Genomic DNA, 21,631 nt, shown 5'->3' on the forward strand with positions numbered 1-21,631 from the left:
GATCCAGATTTTGCAGGAGAGAAGATAAGAAGTATAATCTCAAAAAGAGTTCAAGGAATAAAACACGCATACATAGCACAAGAAGATGGACTAAAGGATGGAGATATCGGAGTAGAAAATGCATGTCCAGAAGTAATAATAAAAGCTTTAGAAGGAGCTAAAGTTACAGTAGAAGAAAAACAAGAGATATATAATATGGAAGATATGCTTTACTTTAAGTTAGCAGCAGATAGTAGAGCAAAAGATAGAAGAATGGCATTAGGCAAAGAACTTGGAATTGGATACGGAAATGCTAAACAAATGATATCAAGATTAAATAATTATGGAATAGATAGAGACGAATTTGTAAAGGCTATACAAAAGGTAGAAAAAGAAATAGGAGTAAAATAGTATGGATATAAAAGATTATAAAACGCAAGAACTTGTAAAAAAATACAACTTTAAATTTTCAAAAAGCTTAGGACAGAATTTCCTTATAGATGATTCTGTTTTAAATGACATAGTTAAAGGTGCTGACGTAAACGAAGAAGATTTTGTAATAGAAATAGGTCCAGGGGTTGGTACTTTAACAGCTCATCTTTTAAACAAGGCAAAGAAAGTTACATCAATAGAATTAGATAATGACTTAATTCCTATATTAAAAGAAGAACTTGGAGATAATGAACACTTTTCTCTTATACATAATGATGCCTTAAAGGTAGATTTTAATGAAATTATAGGAGATGAGAAGAGTGTAAAGTTAGTAGCAAACTTACCTTATTATGTTACAACTCCTATAATAGTAAACTTATTAAAAAATGGTTATAATTTTAAAAGTTTAACTATTATGATTCAAAAAGAAGTTGCAGAAAGAATTGATGCAGAGCCAAATTGCAAAGAGTATGGAGCACTATCACTATTAGTACAATATTATTGTAATACAAAGATAGTAAGAAAGGTTGCCCCAAGTTCATTTATACCAAGACCTAAAGTTGAATCAATAGTAATAAGACTAGATAGATTAGAAAAACCAAGAGTTGAAGTAACAGATGAAAAGTTCATGTTTGAATTAATAAGAAATTCATTTAATATGAGAAGAAAAACTTTATGGAATGGTGTAAAAAATATAGGTGTAAATAAAGATGATCTAAAGAAAGCTTTTGAAGAAGCTGGAATTGACCCTAAGAGAAGAGGAGAAACTTTATCATTAGAAGAATTTGCAGCGCTTTCTAACAAAATTTGCGAGTATAAATAAATTTCCATTATCATAATAGGAACCTTCACGCATATACTATATTGAATAAATATATGTGGAGGTAATGGGAACTTGGCACATAACAAATTATATAGAAATTTTATAATATTACAGGAAGATAAAAAGAATAAATCTTCTTCAAACGATAAAGCTTTATCAGGATATGCGAAGATTGAAGCAAAAGGAGAAAAATGTAAGATAACATTTTATGCTCAGAACTTAAAAGAGGATGACGATTACGCCATAGTACTTATTTGTTATAAAAAAGATTTAAAACAGATAATTGACATTGGTCCTTTGACTGTCAATAAAGTTGGTAAGGGAGAGGCTTGCATTGAGTATTATTCTGATAATATAGCAGGTCTAAGCTTAGGATATGATAAAATTTCTGGAGCTGGTATATGCAAAAAGAATAACGGCTATATGGATTTTTCAATGTATGGCTTTATGAATGGAGTAAAACCAGAAGATAATTGGAAAAAGATGAAGGTAGTAAGCTCTTATGATAAAAATAATGTTAGTAAACAAAAATATAATGATAAAAAAACAAAAGATAAAAAATTAGAATATAAAAAAATAGATGATGAAAAATTAAAAGACAAAAAAGAAGAAAGTTTAAAAGATACAAAGCTAGAATATAAAAAATTAGAAGATGATAAAAAATATAAAGAAAAAACTAGCAATGAAAAAGATAATTATAATTTAGAAGATAATGATAACATAAAGGAATATTGTGATGAAGAAAAGTATAATAGAGATGATACTATAGATTCAAGTGATACTTTAGATGATAGCAATATTATTGATGTAGATAATGTTATAGAAGTTAATAATACTTTAGATAATAATGATGTTAGAAGTGAAATTGAAGAATCAGATAATGAAGAATCAGATGAGGATGATAATGAATTAGATGATGAAAATAGAGGAAAGAAAAAACATAATCATGATCATTGTAAAAAACATGAGCATTATAAGAATATAGATAAATATAATCATGATAAATGTCATGATCATAAAGATTTTGAACATCATAAACATGAAGAAGTTTGTATGCATCATAAAAATTATGACTATGACTATGATGTAAAACAATATAAAAAGCACAATCATGAGCATTATTGTGATAGAGATAATTTAGCAGAAAACTTCCAAGACTATGAAAGACAAATTGAAGAACAAAGATTAGATCCTTATGATTTTAATTTAAGGGGGAAGATTGGAAATTTCTTTGAAAACTTAGCTAAAGGCTTTGATGAAGTAAAAGAAGGGTTTAAAGAATTGCCTTATTGCAAATGGTTTAAGGTGCCTATAAATGATATAGATGATATGTGTAATACAAAAGACTATAATAAATATTCAATTATATATTATCCAATGTTGAATTATTATCCATACATCAAAAAATATGGTTATTTTATGACAGGATATAAATGTGATTCAAAAGGTAACTTAAAATACTTAGTTTATGCAATTCCGGGAAAAAAAGATAGAGAAGAACAACCTTATGGTGGTAAATCAGGATTTGTAACATGGTGTAAGAAAGAATATGATGATACTGGATTCTGGTTAATGTTCTATGATTATAAAAATTCAACAATTGTAGTACCTTCAAAGTAATAAAAGTGTAATATACAATTGTTTGCCAATGATAAGTTAAAGTATTATAATTTAGGTATAATTAGGAGAAGCATATGCTTCTCCTAATTAATTATATGGACTATATAGTCAATGTAATTTAAAAATTATTTAAATTTATTGTACAATTTAGATAAAATAAAAAAGGAGAGGTAATTAAATATATGAAAAAAAGAATAACAAAGCTACTTATAACTGGTATTATGCTTGTTGTTTCATCATCTATGGTTGGATGTACCCCGGTAAATGATATTGCGGTTAAGTTTGGATTTAAAAATGATGATTTTAACTATATGAAGACAAATAAAGTAGATGAAATTATAATTCAAAATACTAGAGATAGTGGATTTAGATTTAAAGTTACTGATCAAAAGGCTATTGAAGACATATATAATGCTTTAGCATCTGGTAATCCAAAATCAGCAAAAAGTTCTTTAGATGCAGATTACATATTTGAGATTCATTGTGGAGATGAAATAAAGAAGTATAAATATGTTGTAGGTGTAGATGAAAGTGGTAAGGGCAATTTTTATGATGATGAAAAGGCATATAAAGTTCCTAAAAATTTAGACCAAACAATTATAAATAATCTATCATTTATAAGAAGACCTAGGGAATTTAATTCAATCTATTATGGAACAATAATGACTGTTTTAGATATGAACAAAGATCAACTCATAAATCCAAAATATAAAGTTGGAATAAATATGCAAGGCGATTTAGATTGTGTTAAATATTTATTCTCAGTTGAATTGCAACAATTCCAAAAAGAACTTCAAAAGGTTATTCCAGGAGCTGGAATTATAAGTAATAATAATGATGAATATAATGTTATTGTCACAGTTCAAAACAAAGGATATGACAGTGAAACTTTCAGAACGCTTATCACAATAGATAATAAATTAGAAAATACTTCTCAAAAATATTATGTTGTTGGACACTATGAATTTAAAAAATGGGAGATAACAGTAGGTAAAGATGGAAAGAAGCCGGAAAACTGGTAAGAAAAAAGGAGGAACGACTATGAACGAATTTAAGACTAAAGGAAAGCCGATAGGAGATTTTAAGAAAAAGCCCAAATATGGTAAAATAAAAAATGTAATTGGTATTATAAGTGGTAAAGGTGGAGTTGGTAAGTCAACTATAACTGGTATTATGGCAACTATGTTAAGAAAAAGAGGATATAAAGTCGGTGTTTTAGATGCTGATATAACAGGTCCATCAATGCCAAGATTTTTTGGTATAAATAACAAAAGAGCGCAAATAATATCATTAGATGAACAAAACATAAAGTTCATACCAGTTAGTACTCAAAGTGGAATAAAAGTAATGTCAATGAATCTTTTAACAGATATAGAGGATGATCCTGTTATATGGAGAGGTCCAGTTATAACTGGTGTATTAAATCAAATGTATTTTGATACTGAGTGGGAAGAATTAGATTATCTTTTAATTGATATGCCACCAGGTACAGGTGATATAGCACTTACAGTTATGAATGATTTCCATGTAAAAGAGCTTATAATAGTTTCTACACCACAAGATATGGTATCTATGATAGTTAAAAAAGTTGTTAAGATGGCTGAAAAAGTAGGTGTACCTATAAGAGGTGTTGTGGAAAATATGGCTTACATAGTATGTGATGGATGTGATAAAAAGTTAAAAGTATTCAGTAAGAAATCAGCTGAAGAACATGCTGAATATCTTGGATTACCACTTTTAGGAGAACTTCCAATTAATCTAGAGTTTACAGAAGCTTTAGAAGAAGGTAAAGCTGAAGAGTATGTATTAGATAATCCGTTATACTCATTAGTATTTGAAGGATTATATTAATAATACTTTACATAAAAGAGAGGAGTAGATTTAAATGAAAGCACATGTAGATAAGGATACTTGTATAGGATGTGGCTTATGCACTTCAATTTGTCCAGAAGTATTTTCAATGGATGATGACGGAAAAGCTGTAGCTATCAGTGGAGATGTACCAGCAGATAATCAAGATGCTGCTAAAGAAGCTGAAGAAAGCTGTCCAGTTAGCGCAATCACAGTAGAATAGTATTGAAGATAAAAGTAGCAAGCTTAGTGTTAAGCTTGCTACTTTTATTATAATAAGTCATTCATAAATGGGTTTGTATTATATTTCAATAGGTTATGATTGTTTGGGGAAATACAATTATTTAAGTGAATATGATCTCCTATAGATGCTCCAGATAATTGAGTAGTAGGTACTGATACTAAATTACCATCATCTAACTCTACAAATGCTTCTAAGTTATTTATGTCTACTATTTGACCATGCATAATACTAACACTCCTTAATATTTATTAATTAGTATTATCAAAATAAATAACATATATACAAAAAAAGATACTAACTAATAGTTAGCATCTTTAATAGATGTCATTATATACAAGCTTAAATACTTCTAAAGCTTCTTCAATCTTAGGTTTAAGCAAAGCTTTTTTTCTTAAGTATTCTCTTTTACCTTCTGGAGTAAGAGAATATATTTTTCTAAATTTCTTTTTAGGATCATCCCAATTACCAATAACTAAACCATCTTTTTCTAATGTTTTTAGTAATGGATATATTCCACCAGTGCTAGGTACCCATTTACCATTTGTACGTTCTCCTATATCATGAGAGATATAATTTCCTGTAGTTGGTCCAAAATTAAGTATGTGAAGAACGTAAAGTGGTAATAAACCTTTAGTAAAAACTTGACCTACGGCGTCCTTTTCTTTTTTTAATTTTTTAAGTTCAGAAACTTTCTTTTTATATTCTTCATAAAGGCGTTTTTCTTCAGCTTTTATATCTCTTGAATTAGCAAAACTTAAGTTATTCATTAGTTATTACACCTCTTGAAAGTTATTACACCTCTTGAACAATAAGTCCTAATAATCCAGGTCCAGTGTTTAGAGCAAGAGCTGGGCCGATAATAGCAGGAGCTATTGATTCTATATTATCAAGCTCTGAAATCATTTTATATAAATAATCAAATTCTTCCTTAGAACTTCCACCATCTAAAACCCAAATTTTACATCTTCCCTTTTCAAGGTGTTCTTTTGCTATCTTATAAATTCTATTTATTGATTGTTTTCTACCACGTACTTTTGCATAAGTATAGAAAAAACCTTGATCATCAGCAGAAACTATAGGCTTTAAGTTCAATATTTCTCCTATTGTACCTGCAACTTTTCCTATTCTGCCACCTCTTTTTAGGTATTCTAAAGTATTTAAAGTATAGTATCCGTATGTTTTTTTTCTCAATTTTGGAAGTTCTTCGACTATTTCTTCAAATGTTTTTCCTTCTCTAACCATTTCAGCTGCATTTAATGCTAAAGCACCTTCTGCCATACTAAGTATTTTAGTATCAAATACATAAGATGTTAAGTTAGGATGATCTTCAAGAGCAAGTCTAACTGCATTTGATGTTCCTGAAAGTTCACATGAAATTGTTACAGCAATTACATGAGTATAGCCTTCTGCTTCTAATTTATTTAATAATTCTTCAATTTTAGCTGGGCTAGGTAAAGAAGTTGTTGGTATTTCATTTCCTTTTTCTAAAGACTTATAAAGTTCTTCAGGAGTTAAGTTTACTGCATCTTCAAATTCACCGTATGAATAAATAACTCTAAATGGTAAAAATTCTATGCTATTTTCTTTACATTGTTCTAATGTTAAATCTGAACCACTATCAGTTAACACCGCGATTTTTTGCATTGATGATTCCTCCAATTTTTAAAATCTTTATCACTTCTGATAATATAAACTATATCACTACTGATATAGTTTGGCAATAAGAAAAGAAATTATTTACATATAATTTCTTTTCAATTTTTAATTAATATGTGATTATGGATTGAGAATCTACTATATTCCATATAGTGTTGCCTTCTGACAAAGAAATCGGATTCCCATCTAAGTCATAGAGCTTAGTATCATCATATTGAGAATCCTTAGACCATTTCATTTCTATTACTTTTCCATTAGAGAAAATATACCCTTCACCACTACTTACTAAATCTATGTTTAGATGAGAATTATCAGTTTGAAGAGTTATATCTGTTTTTTGAACAACTATATTAGTAAATGTTAATGGGGAATTTGTTATAGCATCTTTAGCAATTTCACCATCCATTAATTTAGTATAAGTTCCGTCTTCAAATGTATATGATGTTTCATATACATTATTAGGTTTAATAGTTATATTTAAAGCTTCTTTTAAATCATTATTATTAAAGAACTCATTATCAAATTTTAGTGAGGACTCTGCTTTTAAGTTATACTTTTTATCTTTAATTGCCTGAAGTATTTTTTCACTAGAGGTATATAAATTATGAGGAGCTTTCCTATTATTATCTCTATAATAATATTTACCATTAGTCATTTCATTTATACTCATGATAGAACTATCTTTTTTTACTTCATTAAGAGCTTCTTTAGATCCACCACAATGAGCTATAGGCAAGGCATATTCCTTAGATATTGTTAAAAAGTATGGTCTAATACTTCTTACAGGACCAATTTTACTAGCGGTATTGCTGTGATATATTGCTATGAATCTTGGAATCCCTCCTTCAGCAGATGTTTCATATACTATATCAGCAAAAGATAAACCGCTTTGTGGTCTTGAAGCTTTTGAATTTTCAACAACTACTATATATGGTGTTTTATCTTGAGGATTTTCGTTAGTTTTAATTCCTGTAAATGGATACTTAAATGTATCTTCTTTCTGTGTTATTTCAGAAATATTTTCAGAATTTGATTCAATAGAATCTAATGAACTACATGATGTTATTGATGAAATAATAAAAATTGAAAGTATAGATAACAAAAATTTTTTTTTCATAAATTTCTCCTAATTAAAATGCTTTCTAGTTAATGTATATTAATGTTTTAGAGAGAATCATACCCAATACAAAAAATTTTTTCAAAGCAAAAGTACAAAAAAAACTAAAAAAGAGAGATAAATAGACATAAAAAGAAATATATCTAAAAATATAAAAATAAAATGTAATTGCACTGAAATATCTTTTGAAGTATAATAGTACGGTAATTAAAACGATACTATATATTGTGGGATGGGGGTAGTGTAAATGCTATATGTTGTAAAAAGGGATGGTAGGGAAGTAGAATTCAATGCTGAGAAAATTAGCAGTGCTATAAATAGTGCAGCAGCAGAAATTGGCGTAAATTTAAAGCCAAGTGAAAATTTAAGCATTCTTCAAAAGATTATTAAATATATAGAAATAAATAATGATGACAGGATAACAGTAGAGCAAGTTCAAAATCTTGTAGAGAAAGCATTAAAGGATTCAGAACTTGATAATGTAGTTTCTGCATATCAAAGTTATAGAAAAGAAAGAACTAAGATTAGAGAAATAAAATCAGATCTTATGAGAGCTATAAGTAAAATTGGAGTTGAAACTGATAGAGATAACGCAAATGTAGGAAATAATTTCAGTTCAAAATTACTAAGAATAGCTTCAGAATCAAACAAGTGGCACAATCTAGCATTAATGCCTAAGCATTTATCAAGATGTCATGAAATTGGTGATCTTTATTATCACGATCTAGATAGTTATAACCTAACAACTAACTGTCTTCATATACCAACTAGAGAAATACTAGAAAGAGGTTTCAACACAGGATACGGTACGATAAATGCACCAAAGAGAATAGAAACAGCAGCAGAATTATCATGTATATTATTACAATCAACTCAAAATGATATGTTTGGAGGTCAATCACATCCAGATTTTGATAACGATATGGGTGTTTTTGTAGAGCCAACAAGACAAGAAATCATGAAAGAGTTAGAAGAACTTGAAATACCATCAGAAAAGATAGAAGAATTAACTGAAAAGAGATTAAGAAAAAGAATACATCAAGCAATGCAAGGCGTTGTATATAATTTAAATACAATGCATTCAAGAGCAGGCTCACAAGTTCCATTTAGTTCAATAAATCTTGGAATTCCAAACACAAAGGATGCGGCGTTAGTTTGCGAAATATTCTTATTAGAATATGAAAAAGGTCTTGGAAAAGGTGAGCAACCAATATTCCCTAACATAATATTTAGAGTTAAAGAAGGCGTGAACAGAGAAGTAGATGATCCATACTTCTATTTATATGAATTAGCTTGTAGAGTAGCGGCTAAGAGAATGAACCCTACATTTATGAATATAGATGCAGATTTTAATAAAAAATGGTACGACCAAGGAATAGTACCTGCAACAATGGGCTGTAGAACTTATCTTATGAGTAATGTAAACGGAGAACCTGGTGTAAAGGGTAGAGGTAATATTGCACCAACTACTATTAACTTACCTAGAATAGGTATTCAAGCAAAAGGTGATATAGATAAATTCTTTGAAATATTTGACACTAGATTAAATCTTGCAAAAGAATCATTGATGCATAGATATAATGTATTAAAGAATTTAAGAGTTAAAGATTTACCATTTGTAGCAGGTCAACATCTTATGAAAGGTGCAGAAGGACTATCACAAGATGATTCAATAGAACCAATATTAAAACAAGGAACTTGGGGAATTGGATTTATAGGTCTTGCAGAAACACTTGTTGCATTAACTGGTAAGCATCATGGTGAAGATGAAGAATCTAGAGAACTTGGAATAAGAATAGTTGAACATTTAAGAGCTTATTGCGATAGATTAGCAGAAGAAACAAAGCTTAATTGGAGTGCATATGCTACACCAGCTGAAGGATTATCAGGAAAATTTATAAAACAAGACCAAAAGGTATTTGGAATTATAAAAGGAGTAACTGATAAAGAATACTACACTAATAGTTATCATGTTCCAGTTGGATATGCTATTTCAATAAAGAAAAAGTTAGAAATTGAAGCACCATACCATAAATTATGTAATGGTGGACATATAAGTTATTTAGAAGTTGATGATTGTCCATCAGGTGAAGCAATAATGGATATCCTAAACTTTGCATATAAGAAAACTAATATAAGTTATTTAGGAATAAATTTCCATATAAGATACTGTAAAGAATGTGGAACTTACCTACAAAATCATGAAAAAAAATGCACTAAGTGTGGAAGTACAGATATACAAGGTGTTTCAAGAGTTACTGGATATTTAAGTCTAGATGAAAGATTTGGACCAGGAAAATATCAAGAAAGACAAGATAGAGTAACTCATACAGGAACAGGCGTAAATAACTATAAAGAGTGTTAGAAATATTATAAAACCATTATAATAGATAAGCTATTATAATGGTTTTATGTTTAATTATGATAAATATATTAAAAATTTTAAATAGTAATAAAAAATATTTGTAAGTATATAACAAAGGTTATAGCAGTGATATAATTTAAATTAATCAAAGGAGTGGCAATATGGGTAAAAAAATAAGACTTTCTGGAATAGCTTATGAAAGTTTAGTAAATGGACCAGGTATAAGAAGGGTATTTTTTTCTCAAGGATGTAATCATAATTGTAAAGGATGTTTTAATCCAGATACTCATGATTTTTCAGGTGGAGAAGAAAGGGATATGGATGAGCTTATAGAGGATGTAATAGATTACCCTATTATAAAAGGTGTTACGTTTAGTGGGGGAGATCCATTAGAACAAGCAGAAGAGTTTGCCTATATGGCAAAAAAATTAAAAGAAAATGGATTAAATATTTGGTCATTTACAGGTTATACTTTTGAATATATATTAGAACATTTAGATGATAGAGCTGGGTGGAGAGATTTAATAAATAATATAGATGTTCTTGTAGATGGTAGATTTGATGAGGCAAGAATGGAAGATGGCTTAAGATTTAGAGGTTCAAGTAATCAAAGGATAATAGATGTTAAAGAAAGTCTAAAGAAAAACACAATAGTTTTAATAGATGAATATATGAATTAATATATTTATATATGAAGGGAGAGAATTATATGGAGATAAGTGCAAAAGTACAAGGAGTGTCAGAGTCTGAAGGAATAATAATTTCTTTATTTGAAGATAATTTAGAATTAAATATTCCTAAAATAGATAATATGATAAGACATCTAAAAAAGAATGATAAGTTTAGTGGTAAAGATGGAGAAATTTATACTTTTACTCAAGAGATAGAAGGAAGCATAGAAGATGTAGTCTTATTAGGACTTGGTAAAGAGAAAGATGTAACACTAGAATCTATAAAAGTTAATTTATCAAAAGCTTATAGAAAAATGAAAGAGCTTAAAAATAATGATATTACTGTTAAAATGATAGAAACTGAAAATTTAGATGCTAATGAAATAGCTAAGGCTATGACTATATCTTTAATGCTTTCAGATTATGAATTTAATAAATATAAGAGTGATAAAAAGGATAAGAAAGATATATTTATTTATATTGCATGTGATACAGCAAATAACTTGGTTATAGATGAAATTGAAGATTATATAGTTGAAGGAAAAGATATTGCACAAGGAATTATCATAGCTAGAAATTTAGTTAATGAACCTGCAAATGAAATGTATCCAGAAATATTAGCTGAGGAAGCAAAATTATTAGGTAAAAAATTTGGTTTTGAAGTTGAGATTTTAGGAGCAGAAAAGATATTAAAGCTTGGAATGGATGCTTTTTTATCAGTAGCAAAAGGTTCAAGTAAAGAGCTAAAACTTATAGTTATGAAATACTTTGGAGATAAGCATCATAAAGATGATGTATTAGGTCTTGTTGGTAAAGGCTTAACTTATGATTCAGGTGGATATTCACTTAAGCCAACTTCAGGTATGGATACAATGAAATCAGATATGGGTGGTGCAGCAGCTGTAATAGGAGCTATATCAACCATTGCAAAAAGAAATTTAAGAATGAATGTAATTGGTGTAATTGCAGCTTGTGAAAATATGATATCAGGAAGAGCTTATAAACCAGGGGATATTATAGGAAGTATGTCAGGCAAGACAATTGAAGTATTAAATACAGATGCTGAAGGTAGATTAACTTTAGCAGATGCAGTGACTTATATAGTGAAAAAAGAAAAAGTAAATCAAGTTATAGAAATGTCTACACTTACAGGAGCTGCTCTTGTAGCACTTGGCGAAACAACAACAGCAGCTATAACTAATGATGATGAATTATATAAAGAATTAGAAGATGTATCAAAATATACAGGTGAAAAGGTATGGAAGTTACCAACATTCCCTGAATATAGAGAACTGATAAAATCTGATATAGCTGATATTAAAAATATTGGTGGAAGAAATGCAGGTACAATAACTGCTGGATTATTTATAGAAGAGTTTGTAGATGATGGAGTATCATTTTTACATTTAGATATTGCAGGAACTGCATGGACTGATTCAGAAAAACCATATAAACAAAAAGGTGGTACTGGAGTTCCAGTAAACACAATATATGAACTAGCTAAAAAAAGAGAAAATTTATAAATAAAGGAATAAAAAAAAGAATGAGTTTTTAAAACTCATTCTTTTTTTATTTATATTAGAAATCAGATTGACCAGTTGTTCTTGGGAATGGTATTACGTCTCTGATGTTTGACATACCAGTTATATACATTATTAATCTTTCGAATCCAAGTCCATATCCTGAATGCTTAGTTCCACCGTATTTTCTAAGTTCTAGATACCACCAGTAGTCTTCTTCATTTAAGTTAAGTTCAGCCATTCTTGCTTTTAATACATCAAGTCTTTCTTCTCTTTGGCTACCACCTATTATTTCTCCTATTCCAGGAACTAAAAGATCCATAGCAGCAACTGTCTTATTATCATCATTCATTCTCATGTAGAATGCTTTAATGTCTTTTGGATAATCAGTTACAAATAATGGTCTCTTGAAATGTTCTTCTGTTAAGTATCTTTCATGTTCTGTTTGAAGATCTATTCCCCATTCAACTGGGTATTCAAATTCTTTACCGCAATTTTTTAATATTTCAACTGCATCTGTATAAGAAACTCTAGCAAAGTCTGAATTTGCAACGTGGTTTAATCTTTCGATTAATCCTTTATCTATAAATTTATTGAAGAATTCTATTTCTTCTGGACATTCATTCATTACATATTTGATTACATAAGTAAGCATTTCTTCTGCAAGTTTCATGTTATCTTCTAAATCAGCAAATGATATTTCAGGTTCAACCATCCAGAATTCAGCCGCATGTCTTGCAGTATTTGAATTTTCAGCTCTAAATGTTGGTCCAAATGTATATATATTTCTAAATGCTAAAGCGTATGCTTCACCATTTAATTGTCCAGAAACAGTAAGGTTAGTTTCTTTTCCAAAGAAGTCTTTAGAATAATCTACTTTTCCTTCTTCAGTTTTTGGAACATCATTTAAATCAAGAGTTGTAACTCTAAACATTTCTCCTGCACCTTCACAGTCACTTCCAGTAAGTAATGGAGTGTTTGTATAAACAAATCCTCTATCTTGGAAGAACTTATGAATAGCATAAGCTGCAACTGATCTTACTCTAAATACTGCTGAGAAAGCATTACTTCTTGGTCTTAAGTGAGCAATTGTTCTTAAGTACTCAAAAGTATGTCTCTTCTTTTGAAGAGGATAATCAGAATCTGACATTCCTTCTATGATTATTTCTTTAGCTTGAATTTCAAATGGTTGTTTTGCATTTGGAGTTTCAACTAAAGTACCAACTACCTTTAATGAAGATGAGATTGGTAATTTTGATATTTCTTTAAAATTTTCTAGATTGTTATCAAAAACAATTTGTATATTCTTGAAGAAAGAACCGTCATTGATTTCTATGAAACCAAATGCATTAGAAGCTCTTAAAGTTCTTATCCAACCAGTTATAGATACTTCTTTATTTAAATAATCTGAAGTGTTTCTGTAAAGTGACTTTACTAAAGTGTTTTTCAATTTTATTACCTCCTGTAATTAAAAATCTTATATAATAAAAAAACCTCTCATCCCCAAAACTATGGGACGAAAGGATACTATCGCGGTACCACCCAAATTGCTATATTTTATAGCCAACTCAAAGTATAAGCACATTTAATTATGCCTTTCTAGAAGTTAACGGTCTAGAAGCTTCCGTCTAAGCCTACTAACAATAAATGCTTTCGGTTAGAAACTCAGAGATGTTCTTCAAAATAGGCTTCATATAAGGCTCTCACTATCCCTCACTCGCTAAAATTACGTCCTAGATCTACTCTTCTCGTCATAGTTATTTTAAAACAATATTACATTAAATTGATTTTACAATACTTTTCTAACAAATGCAACTTACTTAGCATATATTAGTTATATATTAATTTTTTAGGAGAATTTTTATGCAACTTGAAAAGCTCATAATAAAGAAAAATGGACAGCTTAATGAATTGAAAAATAAGCTATTTTATAGAGAAGGAGAAGATAGAGAAAAGATTCTAGAAGATATTAAAAATGTAATTGAAGATTTAGATATGATATTACAAGAAGAAAAAAAATTAGAACAAAAGCTAGAAGGAAATGCTTTTGGAGAATATGGAGGATATCGTGGACTTGATGATGAGCCTACTGATATTAATGATAGAGCATCTAGAGAATTTACATTAGCTGATTTAGCAAATTATAATGGAAAAAATGGTGCATCAGCTTATATAGCTATAGATGGAACAGTTTATGACGTAACAGGTATAGTAGGTTTTGAAGATGGAAATCATTTTGGGGTAAAACCTGGAACAGATGCAACTGAAAGTTTTAGACAATGTCATAATGGAGATAGAAATATACTTAATAAATTAAGAATGGTCGGAGTATTAAGACAATAAAATATTAAATAATAACTAGGCTTATATAAAATATATTAATGAATATAGATTATATAAGCCCTAATTATTTATTCTACGCCAGTTTCAAAAGATCTTATTAATGCTTCAGGGAAATTAAGCATTGTCATATCTTTTACTATTCTTTTAACTTCATAAGAAATTTCTCTTATTTGAGCTTTTACTGGTCTATTTCTTTCTACATCTAATATGCAATAAGTTGGATTTGGACGACCTATTTTAGGTTTTCCTACACTACCATCATTTACAAATAGTTTGTCCTCAAATTGCTTTATTGATGGCATATGAGTATGAGCACATACTAAGACATCTTCTTTTAAATTTTTCATGATTTCAGAAGTATTATCTGCATCTTCTAACATATATTCATTTATTTTGTTTGGGCTTCCATGAACAAATAGAATCTTTTTACCTTCAAATTCTAAAGTTATAGAAGTTGGAAGTGAATTTAAATAAAATTTATTTGCTGCTCTAAGTTCTTCTACTGTCCAAGGAAGTGAGAATGAATTTATATTATTTTCTCTTATAAAAGTATAGCTTTCATCTACAACTGAAGCATCATAATTTCCTTTTAAGCAAATTATATTTTTTCTTTTTATCATTGCGATAACTTCATTTGGATGTGGTCCGTATCCTACTAAATCACCTAAACAAATTATAGTATCTACTTTTTGGTCTTCTATATCTTCTAAAGCTCTCATTAGTGCATAAATATTTCCATGTATATCTGATATTACAGCTATTTTCATATATGTATACCCTCCTAATTATTTTGTTAATAATATTATAACACTTAGGTTAATGTTATATATTAAATAATATTTAAGTTGTTATGATTTTAAATTTATTCATAATCGTATATTATAATAGTTAATAAAATAATTTAATATATGGAGGAAATAGATATGAAAAACAGTAGAATACAAAAAGTTATATCTGAAATGAAAAAAGAAAATTTATCACAAATGATAGTGTCATCTCCATCATCACTTTTCTATTTAACAGGAAAATGGTTTAGTCCAGGAGAAAGAATGATATCTTTACTTATCAAATCAAATGGGGATCATAAATTAATAGTAAATAAATTGTTCCCAGTAGAAGAAGATTTAGGAGTAGATCTAGTTTGGTATGTAGATACTGATAATTCAGTAGAAATATTATCAAAATATATTGATAGAAATGAAGAGCTTGGAATAGATAAAGATTGGCCAGCACATTTCTTATTATCATTAATGGAATTAAATGCAGCTAAAGGATATAGAAATTCATCTTTAATAATAGATGGTTTAAGAATGATAAAAGATGAAGAAGAAATTGCATTAATGAAAGAATCATCAAAGAGAAATGATGAAACTATGAAAGATCTATGGGAAAACTTAAAAGAAGGCATGACAGAATTAGAATGCGAAAAGCTTCTAAAAGAATTATATGCTAAAAATGGAGTTGATAAATTCTCATTTGATCCCATTATAGCGTTTTCTCCAAATGGAGCAGATCCACATCATGAAACTGATGATTCTGTCCTTAAAAAAGGTCAAAGTATAGTAATAGATATCGGTGGAATTTATAAAGATTACTGCTCAGATATGACAAGAACAGTATTCTTTAAAGAAGAACCATCAGAACAACATAAAAAGATATATAACATAGTAAGAGAAGCTAATGAAAGAGCTATAGCTATGATAAAGCCAGGAGTTAAATTCTCAGATATAGATAATGCTGCAAGAAGCTATATTGAAGAACAAGGATATGGAGAATACTTTACACATAGAACAGGACATAGTATAGGAATAGATTGTCATGAATTTGGTGATGTAAGTGCAGCAAATCATAATGAAGTAAAACCAGGAATGATATTTTCAGTAGAACCAGGAATATATCTAAGCGAAGATATTGGAGTTAGAGTAGAAGACTTAGTTTTAGTTACTGAAGATGGATGTGAAAGATTAAATAAATTAACTAAGGAATTAGTTGTTATAAAATAGAATTTATTTAAACATAAAAAAGAGTACTTGAATTTCAAGTACTCTTTTGATTTATATTATATTGAGAATAGGATACCAGCAATTGTTCCTGTTAAACAAGTTGCAAGTGCACCACCTAATAATGCTTTAAATCCTAATTTTGCGATTAAACCTTTCTTTTCTGGAGCTAAAGAACCGATACCACCGATTTGGATAGCAACTGAACTTATGTTAGCAAATCCACATAAAGCATAAGTTAATATTAAGATTGTTTTAGGTTGTAATGTTCCAGCTGCGATATACTTAGATAATTCTGAGTAAGCAACGAATTCATTAATCATAACTTTTTGTCCAAGTAAGCTACCTGCAGGTCCTAAATCTTGAACTGGAATACCCATTACAAATGTTAAAGGTGAGAAAATCTTACCTAAAATCCATTGGAAACTAAGATCTTGGAATCCTATTAATCCGCCGAATTTACCTAATATGTAGTTAAGTAAAGCAATAAGTGCAACGAATGCTAAAAGCATAGCAGCAACGTTTAGTGCAAGACCTAAACCTTCGCTAGCACCATTAGCAGCAGCTTCAACAACGTTTGATGCAGTTTGAGTTATTTCAATATCTGTAGTATTTTTTGTTTTTGATTCTTCAGTTTCTGGTACTAATATTTTAGCTAGTATAAGTCCAGCAGGAGCTGCCATTATACTTGCAGCAAGTAAGTCACCAGCATTAACTCCCATAGCTACATAACCAGCCATAACACCACCAGCAACTGTTGCCATACCACCAACCATGATAGCCATAAGTTCTGACTTAGTCATGTCTTTTATAAATGGTTTAACAAGAAGAGGTGCTTCTGTTTGACCTAAGAATATGTTACCAACGGCACTTAATGTTTCAGCACCTGATGTTCCAAGTAATTTACAAAGTCCTTTAGCAATTATTTTAACTATAAATTGCATGATTCCTAAGTAATAAAGTATTCCCATTAATGCTGAGAAGAATATGATTGTTGGAAGTGTTTGAAGTGCGAATATTGACCCAAATGTCTTTGTATCCATTAAACTTCCAAATAAGAATGAAGAACCTTCAAGTGTGAAGTCAAGTAATTTAGTTATAGCTTTACTACATAAATTGAAGAAAGCTCTACCAGCTGGTACTTTAAGTATTATTAATGCAAATATTACTTGTAGTGCAAGACCAATTCCAACTAAACGCCAGTTGATTTTTTTTCTATTATCGGAGAATAGTACCGCTATTCCGATAATTGCAATGATTCCTAATAATCCTATAAATCTGCTCAATGTTAAATCTCCTTTTCTAAAAGTGTATTTTAATAATCTTTTTGATTATTTTTTGCCTAGAGTTTAAAAAATATTTTATCTTTAGTTGAAATGTTTTATAAGTTTGTTTTTGCTTTCATAATAATTTATTTAAATAAATTATTATATTCACTAATTTTATCATATTAGAGTATATAATAAAACAAGAAAAATCAAATAAAAAACAAAAAAATGGCGAAAAAAGTAGAATGTGGTCCAAAAAATGTTAATTTGAATATATATAGTATATACTATTTCTACAAGAAGGTGGACGAAATAATACGTATAATATTTATTATAATAATATTGATATTTTTAGACATTATGATTACATCTTATAGTAAAGCAAAAAAAAGTGATGTGATAATATTATTAGGATGTAACTTAAATAGTTTTTTTATTAATCAAAGAATAGAAAAAACTATTGAGTTATATAAAAAGAATATTGCAAAGCATATTATAGTAACAGGAAAAGGAAATGGTAAGATATCAGAAGCTATAGGGATGAGAAAAAGACTTATAGAATATGGAATTCCTGATGAATATATACATGTAGAAGATGAGGCAATGAACACTTATGAAAATTTAAAATTTTCAAAAAGAATAATGATTTTAAACAATTTTAAGAATGCAACGATTGTTTCTGATGCATATCATTTAGCTAGAATAAAACTTATATGTGGAAATATAAATTTAGAAGCAACATTTGAAGGAAAAGAATGTAGATATTATGGTAGATATGAAATACTTGCTATCATAAGAGAAATACCTGCATATATTAAAGACTTTATTATAAGTTTTATTGATTATAAAATAAAAAAGAGTGGTTAATTAGCCACTCTTTTTTAGCTTAATTATTTTTCTAAGAATTTTTCTCCAACTATAACAACATCTCCAGCACCTACTGTTAATAGCATGTCTCCAGAAGATACATGTTTCTTTAAATATTCTACAGCTTCATCATGAGAGTGTACGTTAGTACATTTAACACCAGTAGCTCTTATAGCATCTCCTAATTCATCAGAAGAAACAAGACCAGTATCTTTTTCTCTTGCAGCATAAATATCCATTAAAACTAGTTCATCTGCATCATTAAATGCTGTAGTAAATTCATCAAATAATGTTTTTGTTCTAGTATATGTGTGTGGTTGGAAAACACAGAATGTTTTATTATGAGGTATTTTTTTAGCTGTAGTTAATGTAGCTTTTATTTCAACTGGGTGGTGAGCATAGTCATCTACAACAGTTATTCCATTAATTTCACCTTTATATTCAAATCTTTTATGAGCACCTCTACAATTAGCTAATCCTTCAGCCATATCTTCATATGAAAGACCAAATATTAAACCAACACAAACGCTAGATAATGCATTTAATATGTTATGCTTACCAGGCATATTTAATTTAATATCAAATAATTCTTCTCCATCTTTACATACTGTAAATGAAGCACATCCCATATTATTGTATTTAATATTTTTAGCTGTAACAGTTGCATTAGAGAAACCATAACTTAATACGTTACAATCAGCTTCTTCTAATATTTTAGCTACATTTTCATCTTCATTGTAACCAATTAAGTAACCATCTTTAGGAATTAATTTTGAGAACTTCTTAAATGTTTCTACTATATGATTTAAATCTCTATAATAATCAAGATGATCTGCATCTATGTTTAAAATTATTCCTATGTATGGGAAAAATCTTAAAAATGATTCTTTATACTCACAAGCTTCAGTTACAAAGTACTCACTATTACCTATTCTATAGTTACCGCCGATTGCATCAACTTCTCCACCAACAAGTATTGTTGGATCTAAATTAGCTTCAAGGGCTATATTTGTAATCATACTTGTAGTAGTTGTTTTACCGTGAGTACCAGCAACTGCTACATTATATTTATGACCTTTCATTATATGTCCTAAGAATTCAGCTCTATCCATAAGTTGAATATTTTTAGCTTTAGCTTCTACTATTTCAGGGTTATCTTGAGGAATAGCAGCAGTATAAACAACTAAATCAACATCTTGTATGTTTTCTTTTTTATGGCCTATATGAATTTCAGCACCTTTTGCTTTTAAGTTATCAGTGATATGTGATTCTTTAGAGTCAGAACCTGATACTCTAAATCCGTTATTTAAAAGAACAGCTGCAAGGCCGCTCATACTTATACCACCAATTCCGATAAAGTGGACTTTTTTATTATTATCTTTTAAAAAATCGAATGACATGAAATCAACCCCTTTTTATTATTTCATTTATAATTATATACATTTTTAATTAATTGAACACAACAAAACAATTAATAATAGTATATTTTTTAAAGAGTTAAAAAATAATTAATTTCATAACTGGATAAAAAATATTGCACTAGGAAAAAATATAGAATAAAATATGAATATTAACGCATTAAAGAGTATATATAATTCGTTTATTATGCGAATATAGAAAATATAGGTGATTTATATGGAGAAATTAAGCAGAAATAGTAGAGTTGTTATAATAGCAAAAGTATTAATAGAAAATCCAAATAAGATTATTGGATTAAATAGATTTTCAGAATTATTAAATGCAGCTAAGTCAACAATTAGTGAAGATATAGTTATAGTTAGAGAAATATTAGAAAAATTTAAAATGGGTAAAGTTGAAACGATTTCAGGTGCTGCAGGTGGAATAAGATATATCCCAGATATGAGTATTGAAAAAGGAAGAGAATTTGCATTAGAATTATGTGATTTATTAAAAGATGATGGAAGAGTTATAACAGGAAACATGATTTATATGACAGATTTAATGTATAATCCTGAAATAATAAGTAGAGCAGGGGTTGCGCTTTCATCATGGTTTGAAAAAATGGATATAGATTATGTTATAACTGTTGAAACTAAGGGAATTCCTCTAGCTTATGAAGCTGCTAGAAATTTAGGAGTACAACTTGTAATAGCAAGAAGAGAAAGTAGATTTACAGAAGGAACTACAATGACTATAAATTATGTGTCAGGAACAAATGGAAGACTTCAACAAATGTCTCTTTCAAAAAAATCAATGAAACCTAATTCAAAATGTGTATTCATAGATGATTTTATGAAAGGTGGAGGAACTGCACTTGGAATAAAGGATTTATTAAAAGAATTTGATAGTGAGCTTGTTGGAATTGGAGTTTTAGTTGATAGTAAAGAAGCAAAGAAAAAGCTTGTTGATGAATACATATCAATAGTAGACCTTTATTCAGTAAGTGAATCATCAGTAGTAGATGTTAGACCATCAAAAATATTTGAATAATATATAGAGATTACACTGATAGAAAATAGTTGGTTTCTTTTAAATTTTACCAAATAAAAAAAGGAAATTGCCAACTTATGGAGAATTGTAATATTATCAAGGCAACTGGAGGTGTAGTCAAATGCAAATAACAGACGTTAGAATTAGAAAGATAGCTACAGATGGAAAGATGAAAGCAATAGTATCTGTTACTTTTGATGATCAATTTGTGATTCACGATATTAAGGTTATTGAAGGACAAAATGGATTATTTATCGCTATGCCAAGTAGAAAGACTCCTGATGGTGAATTTAAGGATATTGCACATCCTATAAACACTAATTCAAGAGAAATGATACAAAAAGCTATTCTTGAAGCATATGATAAAGCATTAACTGAAGACGTAGATGCAGAATAATATTAATATTTAAAATAAAAGGGTTAT

General features: G+C 28.8%; 21 protein-coding genes, 1 pseudogene and 1 other annotated feature. Of the genes and pseudogenes, 14 read left to right on the forward strand and 8 right to left on the reverse strand.

Annotated features, from left to right (window positions below; genetic code table 11):
- The 6 genes and pseudogenes from SPJ33_RS00100 to SPJ33_RS00125 all read left to right on the forward strand — a co-directional run.
- Positions 1-390, forward strand: a 390-nt coding sequence (locus SPJ33_RS00100) for a toprim domain-containing protein (RefSeq protein ID WP_321115932.1), incomplete at its 5' end; no start/stop codon positions are given.
- Position 391: 1 nt separating this feature from the next.
- Complete coding sequence (gene rsmA, locus SPJ33_RS00105) at positions 392-1,234, forward strand: 16S rRNA (adenine(1518)-N(6)/adenine(1519)-N(6))-dimethyltransferase RsmA (protein ID WP_039312534.1); 843 nt, start codon at positions 392-394, stop codon at positions 1,232-1,234.
- A 72-nt stretch (positions 1,235-1,306) separates the two neighbouring features.
- Positions 1,307-2,854 carry a hypothetical protein gene (locus SPJ33_RS00110; protein WP_321115933.1) on the forward strand — a complete coding sequence of 516 codons (1,548 nt, stop codon included), beginning with the start codon at positions 1,307-1,309 and terminating at the stop codon, positions 2,852-2,854.
- Positions 2,855-3,036: 182 nt separating this feature from the next.
- Positions 3,037-3,876 carry a hypothetical protein gene (locus SPJ33_RS00115; RefSeq protein ID WP_321115934.1) on the forward strand — a complete coding sequence of 280 codons (840 nt, stop codon included), beginning with the start codon at positions 3,037-3,039 and terminating at the stop codon, positions 3,874-3,876.
- 76 nt (positions 3,877-3,952) lie between these two features.
- Positions 3,953-4,705 (forward strand): annotated as a pseudogene (locus tag SPJ33_RS00120) (Mrp/NBP35 family ATP-binding protein); the annotation flags it as partial.
- 34 nt (positions 4,706-4,739) lie between these two features.
- On the forward strand, positions 4,740-4,928 hold the full coding sequence (locus tag SPJ33_RS00125) for a ferredoxin (RefSeq protein ID WP_321115935.1): 189 nt from the start codon (positions 4,740-4,742) through the stop codon (positions 4,926-4,928).
- Between the two features lie 47 nt (positions 4,929-4,975).
- On the opposite strand, the gene SPJ33_RS00130 is transcribed toward SPJ33_RS00125, so the two are convergent.
- The 4 genes from SPJ33_RS00130 to SPJ33_RS00145 all read right to left on the reverse strand — a co-directional run bounded on the left by SPJ33_RS00130 (position 4,976) and on the right by SPJ33_RS00145 (position 7,722).
- Positions 4,976-5,173, reverse strand: coding sequence for a hypothetical protein (locus tag SPJ33_RS00130; protein WP_321115936.1), 198 nt, complete (start codon positions 5,171-5,173; stop codon positions 4,976-4,978).
- A 90-nt stretch (positions 5,174-5,263) separates the two neighbouring features.
- Positions 5,264-5,716, reverse strand: a complete 453-nt coding sequence (locus SPJ33_RS00135; protein WP_321115937.1) for a PadR family transcriptional regulator — start codon at positions 5,714-5,716, stop codon at positions 5,264-5,266.
- Between the two features lie 25 nt (positions 5,717-5,741).
- Positions 5,742-6,593, reverse strand: coding sequence for a DegV family protein (locus SPJ33_RS00140; RefSeq protein ID WP_321115938.1), 852 nt, complete (start codon positions 6,591-6,593; stop codon positions 5,742-5,744).
- 121 nt (positions 6,594-6,714) lie between these two features.
- Complete coding sequence (locus SPJ33_RS00145) at positions 6,715-7,722, reverse strand: DUF3048 domain-containing protein (RefSeq protein ID WP_321115939.1); 1,008 nt, start codon at positions 7,720-7,722, stop codon at positions 6,715-6,717.
- 247 nt (positions 7,723-7,969) lie between these two features.
- On the opposite strand from SPJ33_RS00145, the gene nrdD reads away from it, so the two are divergent.
- The 3 genes from nrdD to SPJ33_RS00160 all read left to right on the forward strand — a co-directional run bounded on the left by nrdD (position 7,970) and on the right by SPJ33_RS00160 (position 12,281).
- Entirely contained in the window at positions 7,970-10,087 is a 2,118-nt protein-coding gene (nrdD, locus tag SPJ33_RS00150; RefSeq protein ID WP_321115940.1) for an anaerobic ribonucleoside-triphosphate reductase, read from the forward strand.
- A 161-nt stretch (positions 10,088-10,248) separates the two neighbouring features.
- Positions 10,249-10,767, forward strand: coding sequence for an anaerobic ribonucleoside-triphosphate reductase activating protein (gene nrdG, locus SPJ33_RS00155; protein ID WP_321115941.1), 519 nt, complete (start codon positions 10,249-10,251; stop codon positions 10,765-10,767).
- A gap of 29 nt (positions 10,768-10,796) precedes the next feature.
- Positions 10,797-12,281 carry a leucyl aminopeptidase gene (locus SPJ33_RS00160; protein WP_321115942.1) on the forward strand — a complete coding sequence of 495 codons (1,485 nt, stop codon included), beginning with the start codon at positions 10,797-10,799 and terminating at the stop codon, positions 12,279-12,281.
- A gap of 55 nt (positions 12,282-12,336) precedes the next feature.
- Here SPJ33_RS00160 and asnS read toward each other — a convergent pair whose 3' ends face one another.
- Entirely contained in the window at positions 12,337-13,728 is a 1,392-nt protein-coding gene (gene asnS, locus SPJ33_RS00165; protein WP_321115943.1) for an asparagine--tRNA ligase, read from the reverse strand.
- 59 nt (positions 13,729-13,787) lie between these two features.
- Positions 13,788-14,042, reverse strand: a binding site (T-box leader).
- Positions 14,043-14,141: 99 nt separating this feature from the next.
- On the opposite strand from asnS, the gene SPJ33_RS00170 reads away from it, so the two are divergent.
- On the forward strand, positions 14,142-14,621 hold the full coding sequence (locus SPJ33_RS00170) for a cytochrome b5 domain-containing protein (protein ID WP_321115944.1): 480 nt from the start codon (positions 14,142-14,144) through the stop codon (positions 14,619-14,621).
- 68 nt (positions 14,622-14,689) lie between these two features.
- Here SPJ33_RS00170 and SPJ33_RS00175 read toward each other — a convergent pair whose 3' ends face one another.
- Complete coding sequence (locus tag SPJ33_RS00175) at positions 14,690-15,388, reverse strand: metallophosphoesterase family protein (RefSeq protein WP_321115945.1); 699 nt, start codon at positions 15,386-15,388, stop codon at positions 14,690-14,692.
- Positions 15,389-15,544: 156 nt separating this feature from the next.
- Here SPJ33_RS00175 and SPJ33_RS00180 point away from each other — a divergent pair, with 156 nt between their 5' ends.
- Positions 15,545-16,624, forward strand: a complete 1,080-nt coding sequence (locus SPJ33_RS00180; protein WP_321115946.1) for a Xaa-Pro peptidase family protein — start codon at positions 15,545-15,547, stop codon at positions 16,622-16,624.
- Between the two features lie 56 nt (positions 16,625-16,680).
- Here SPJ33_RS00180 and SPJ33_RS00185 read toward each other — a convergent pair whose 3' ends face one another.
- Entirely contained in the window at positions 16,681-17,907 is a 1,227-nt protein-coding gene (locus SPJ33_RS00185) for a NupC/NupG family nucleoside CNT transporter (protein ID WP_321115947.1), read from the reverse strand.
- Between the two features lie 378 nt (positions 17,908-18,285).
- Here SPJ33_RS00185 and SPJ33_RS00190 point away from each other — a divergent pair, with 378 nt between their 5' ends.
- Positions 18,286-18,756, forward strand: a complete 471-nt coding sequence (locus SPJ33_RS00190) for a YdcF family protein (RefSeq protein WP_321115948.1) — start codon at positions 18,286-18,288, stop codon at positions 18,754-18,756.
- 23 nt (positions 18,757-18,779) lie between these two features.
- Here the strand turns inward: SPJ33_RS00190 and murC are convergent, their stop codons facing one another.
- A complete protein-coding gene (gene murC, locus SPJ33_RS00195) occupies positions 18,780-20,156 on the reverse strand; it encodes a UDP-N-acetylmuramate--L-alanine ligase (protein ID WP_321115949.1) in 1,377 nt (458 codons plus the stop codon).
- 235 nt (positions 20,157-20,391) lie between these two features.
- Here murC and purR point away from each other — a divergent pair, with 235 nt between their 5' ends.
- Together purR and spoVG are read left to right on the forward strand one after the other, a co-directional pair.
- On the forward strand, positions 20,392-21,207 hold the full coding sequence (gene purR, locus SPJ33_RS00200) for a pur operon repressor (protein ID WP_321115950.1): 816 nt from the start codon (positions 20,392-20,394) through the stop codon (positions 21,205-21,207).
- 121 nt (positions 21,208-21,328) lie between these two features.
- A complete protein-coding gene (gene spoVG / locus SPJ33_RS00205) occupies positions 21,329-21,604 on the forward strand; it encodes a septation regulator SpoVG (RefSeq protein WP_321115951.1) in 276 nt (91 codons plus the stop codon).
- The last annotated feature ends 27 nt before the right edge of the window (positions 21,605-21,631 follow it).

Origin of the sequence: Clostridium sp., assembly GCF_034179595.1 — a bacterium.
Lineage (GTDB): Bacteria > Bacillota > Clostridia > Clostridiales > Clostridiaceae > Clostridium.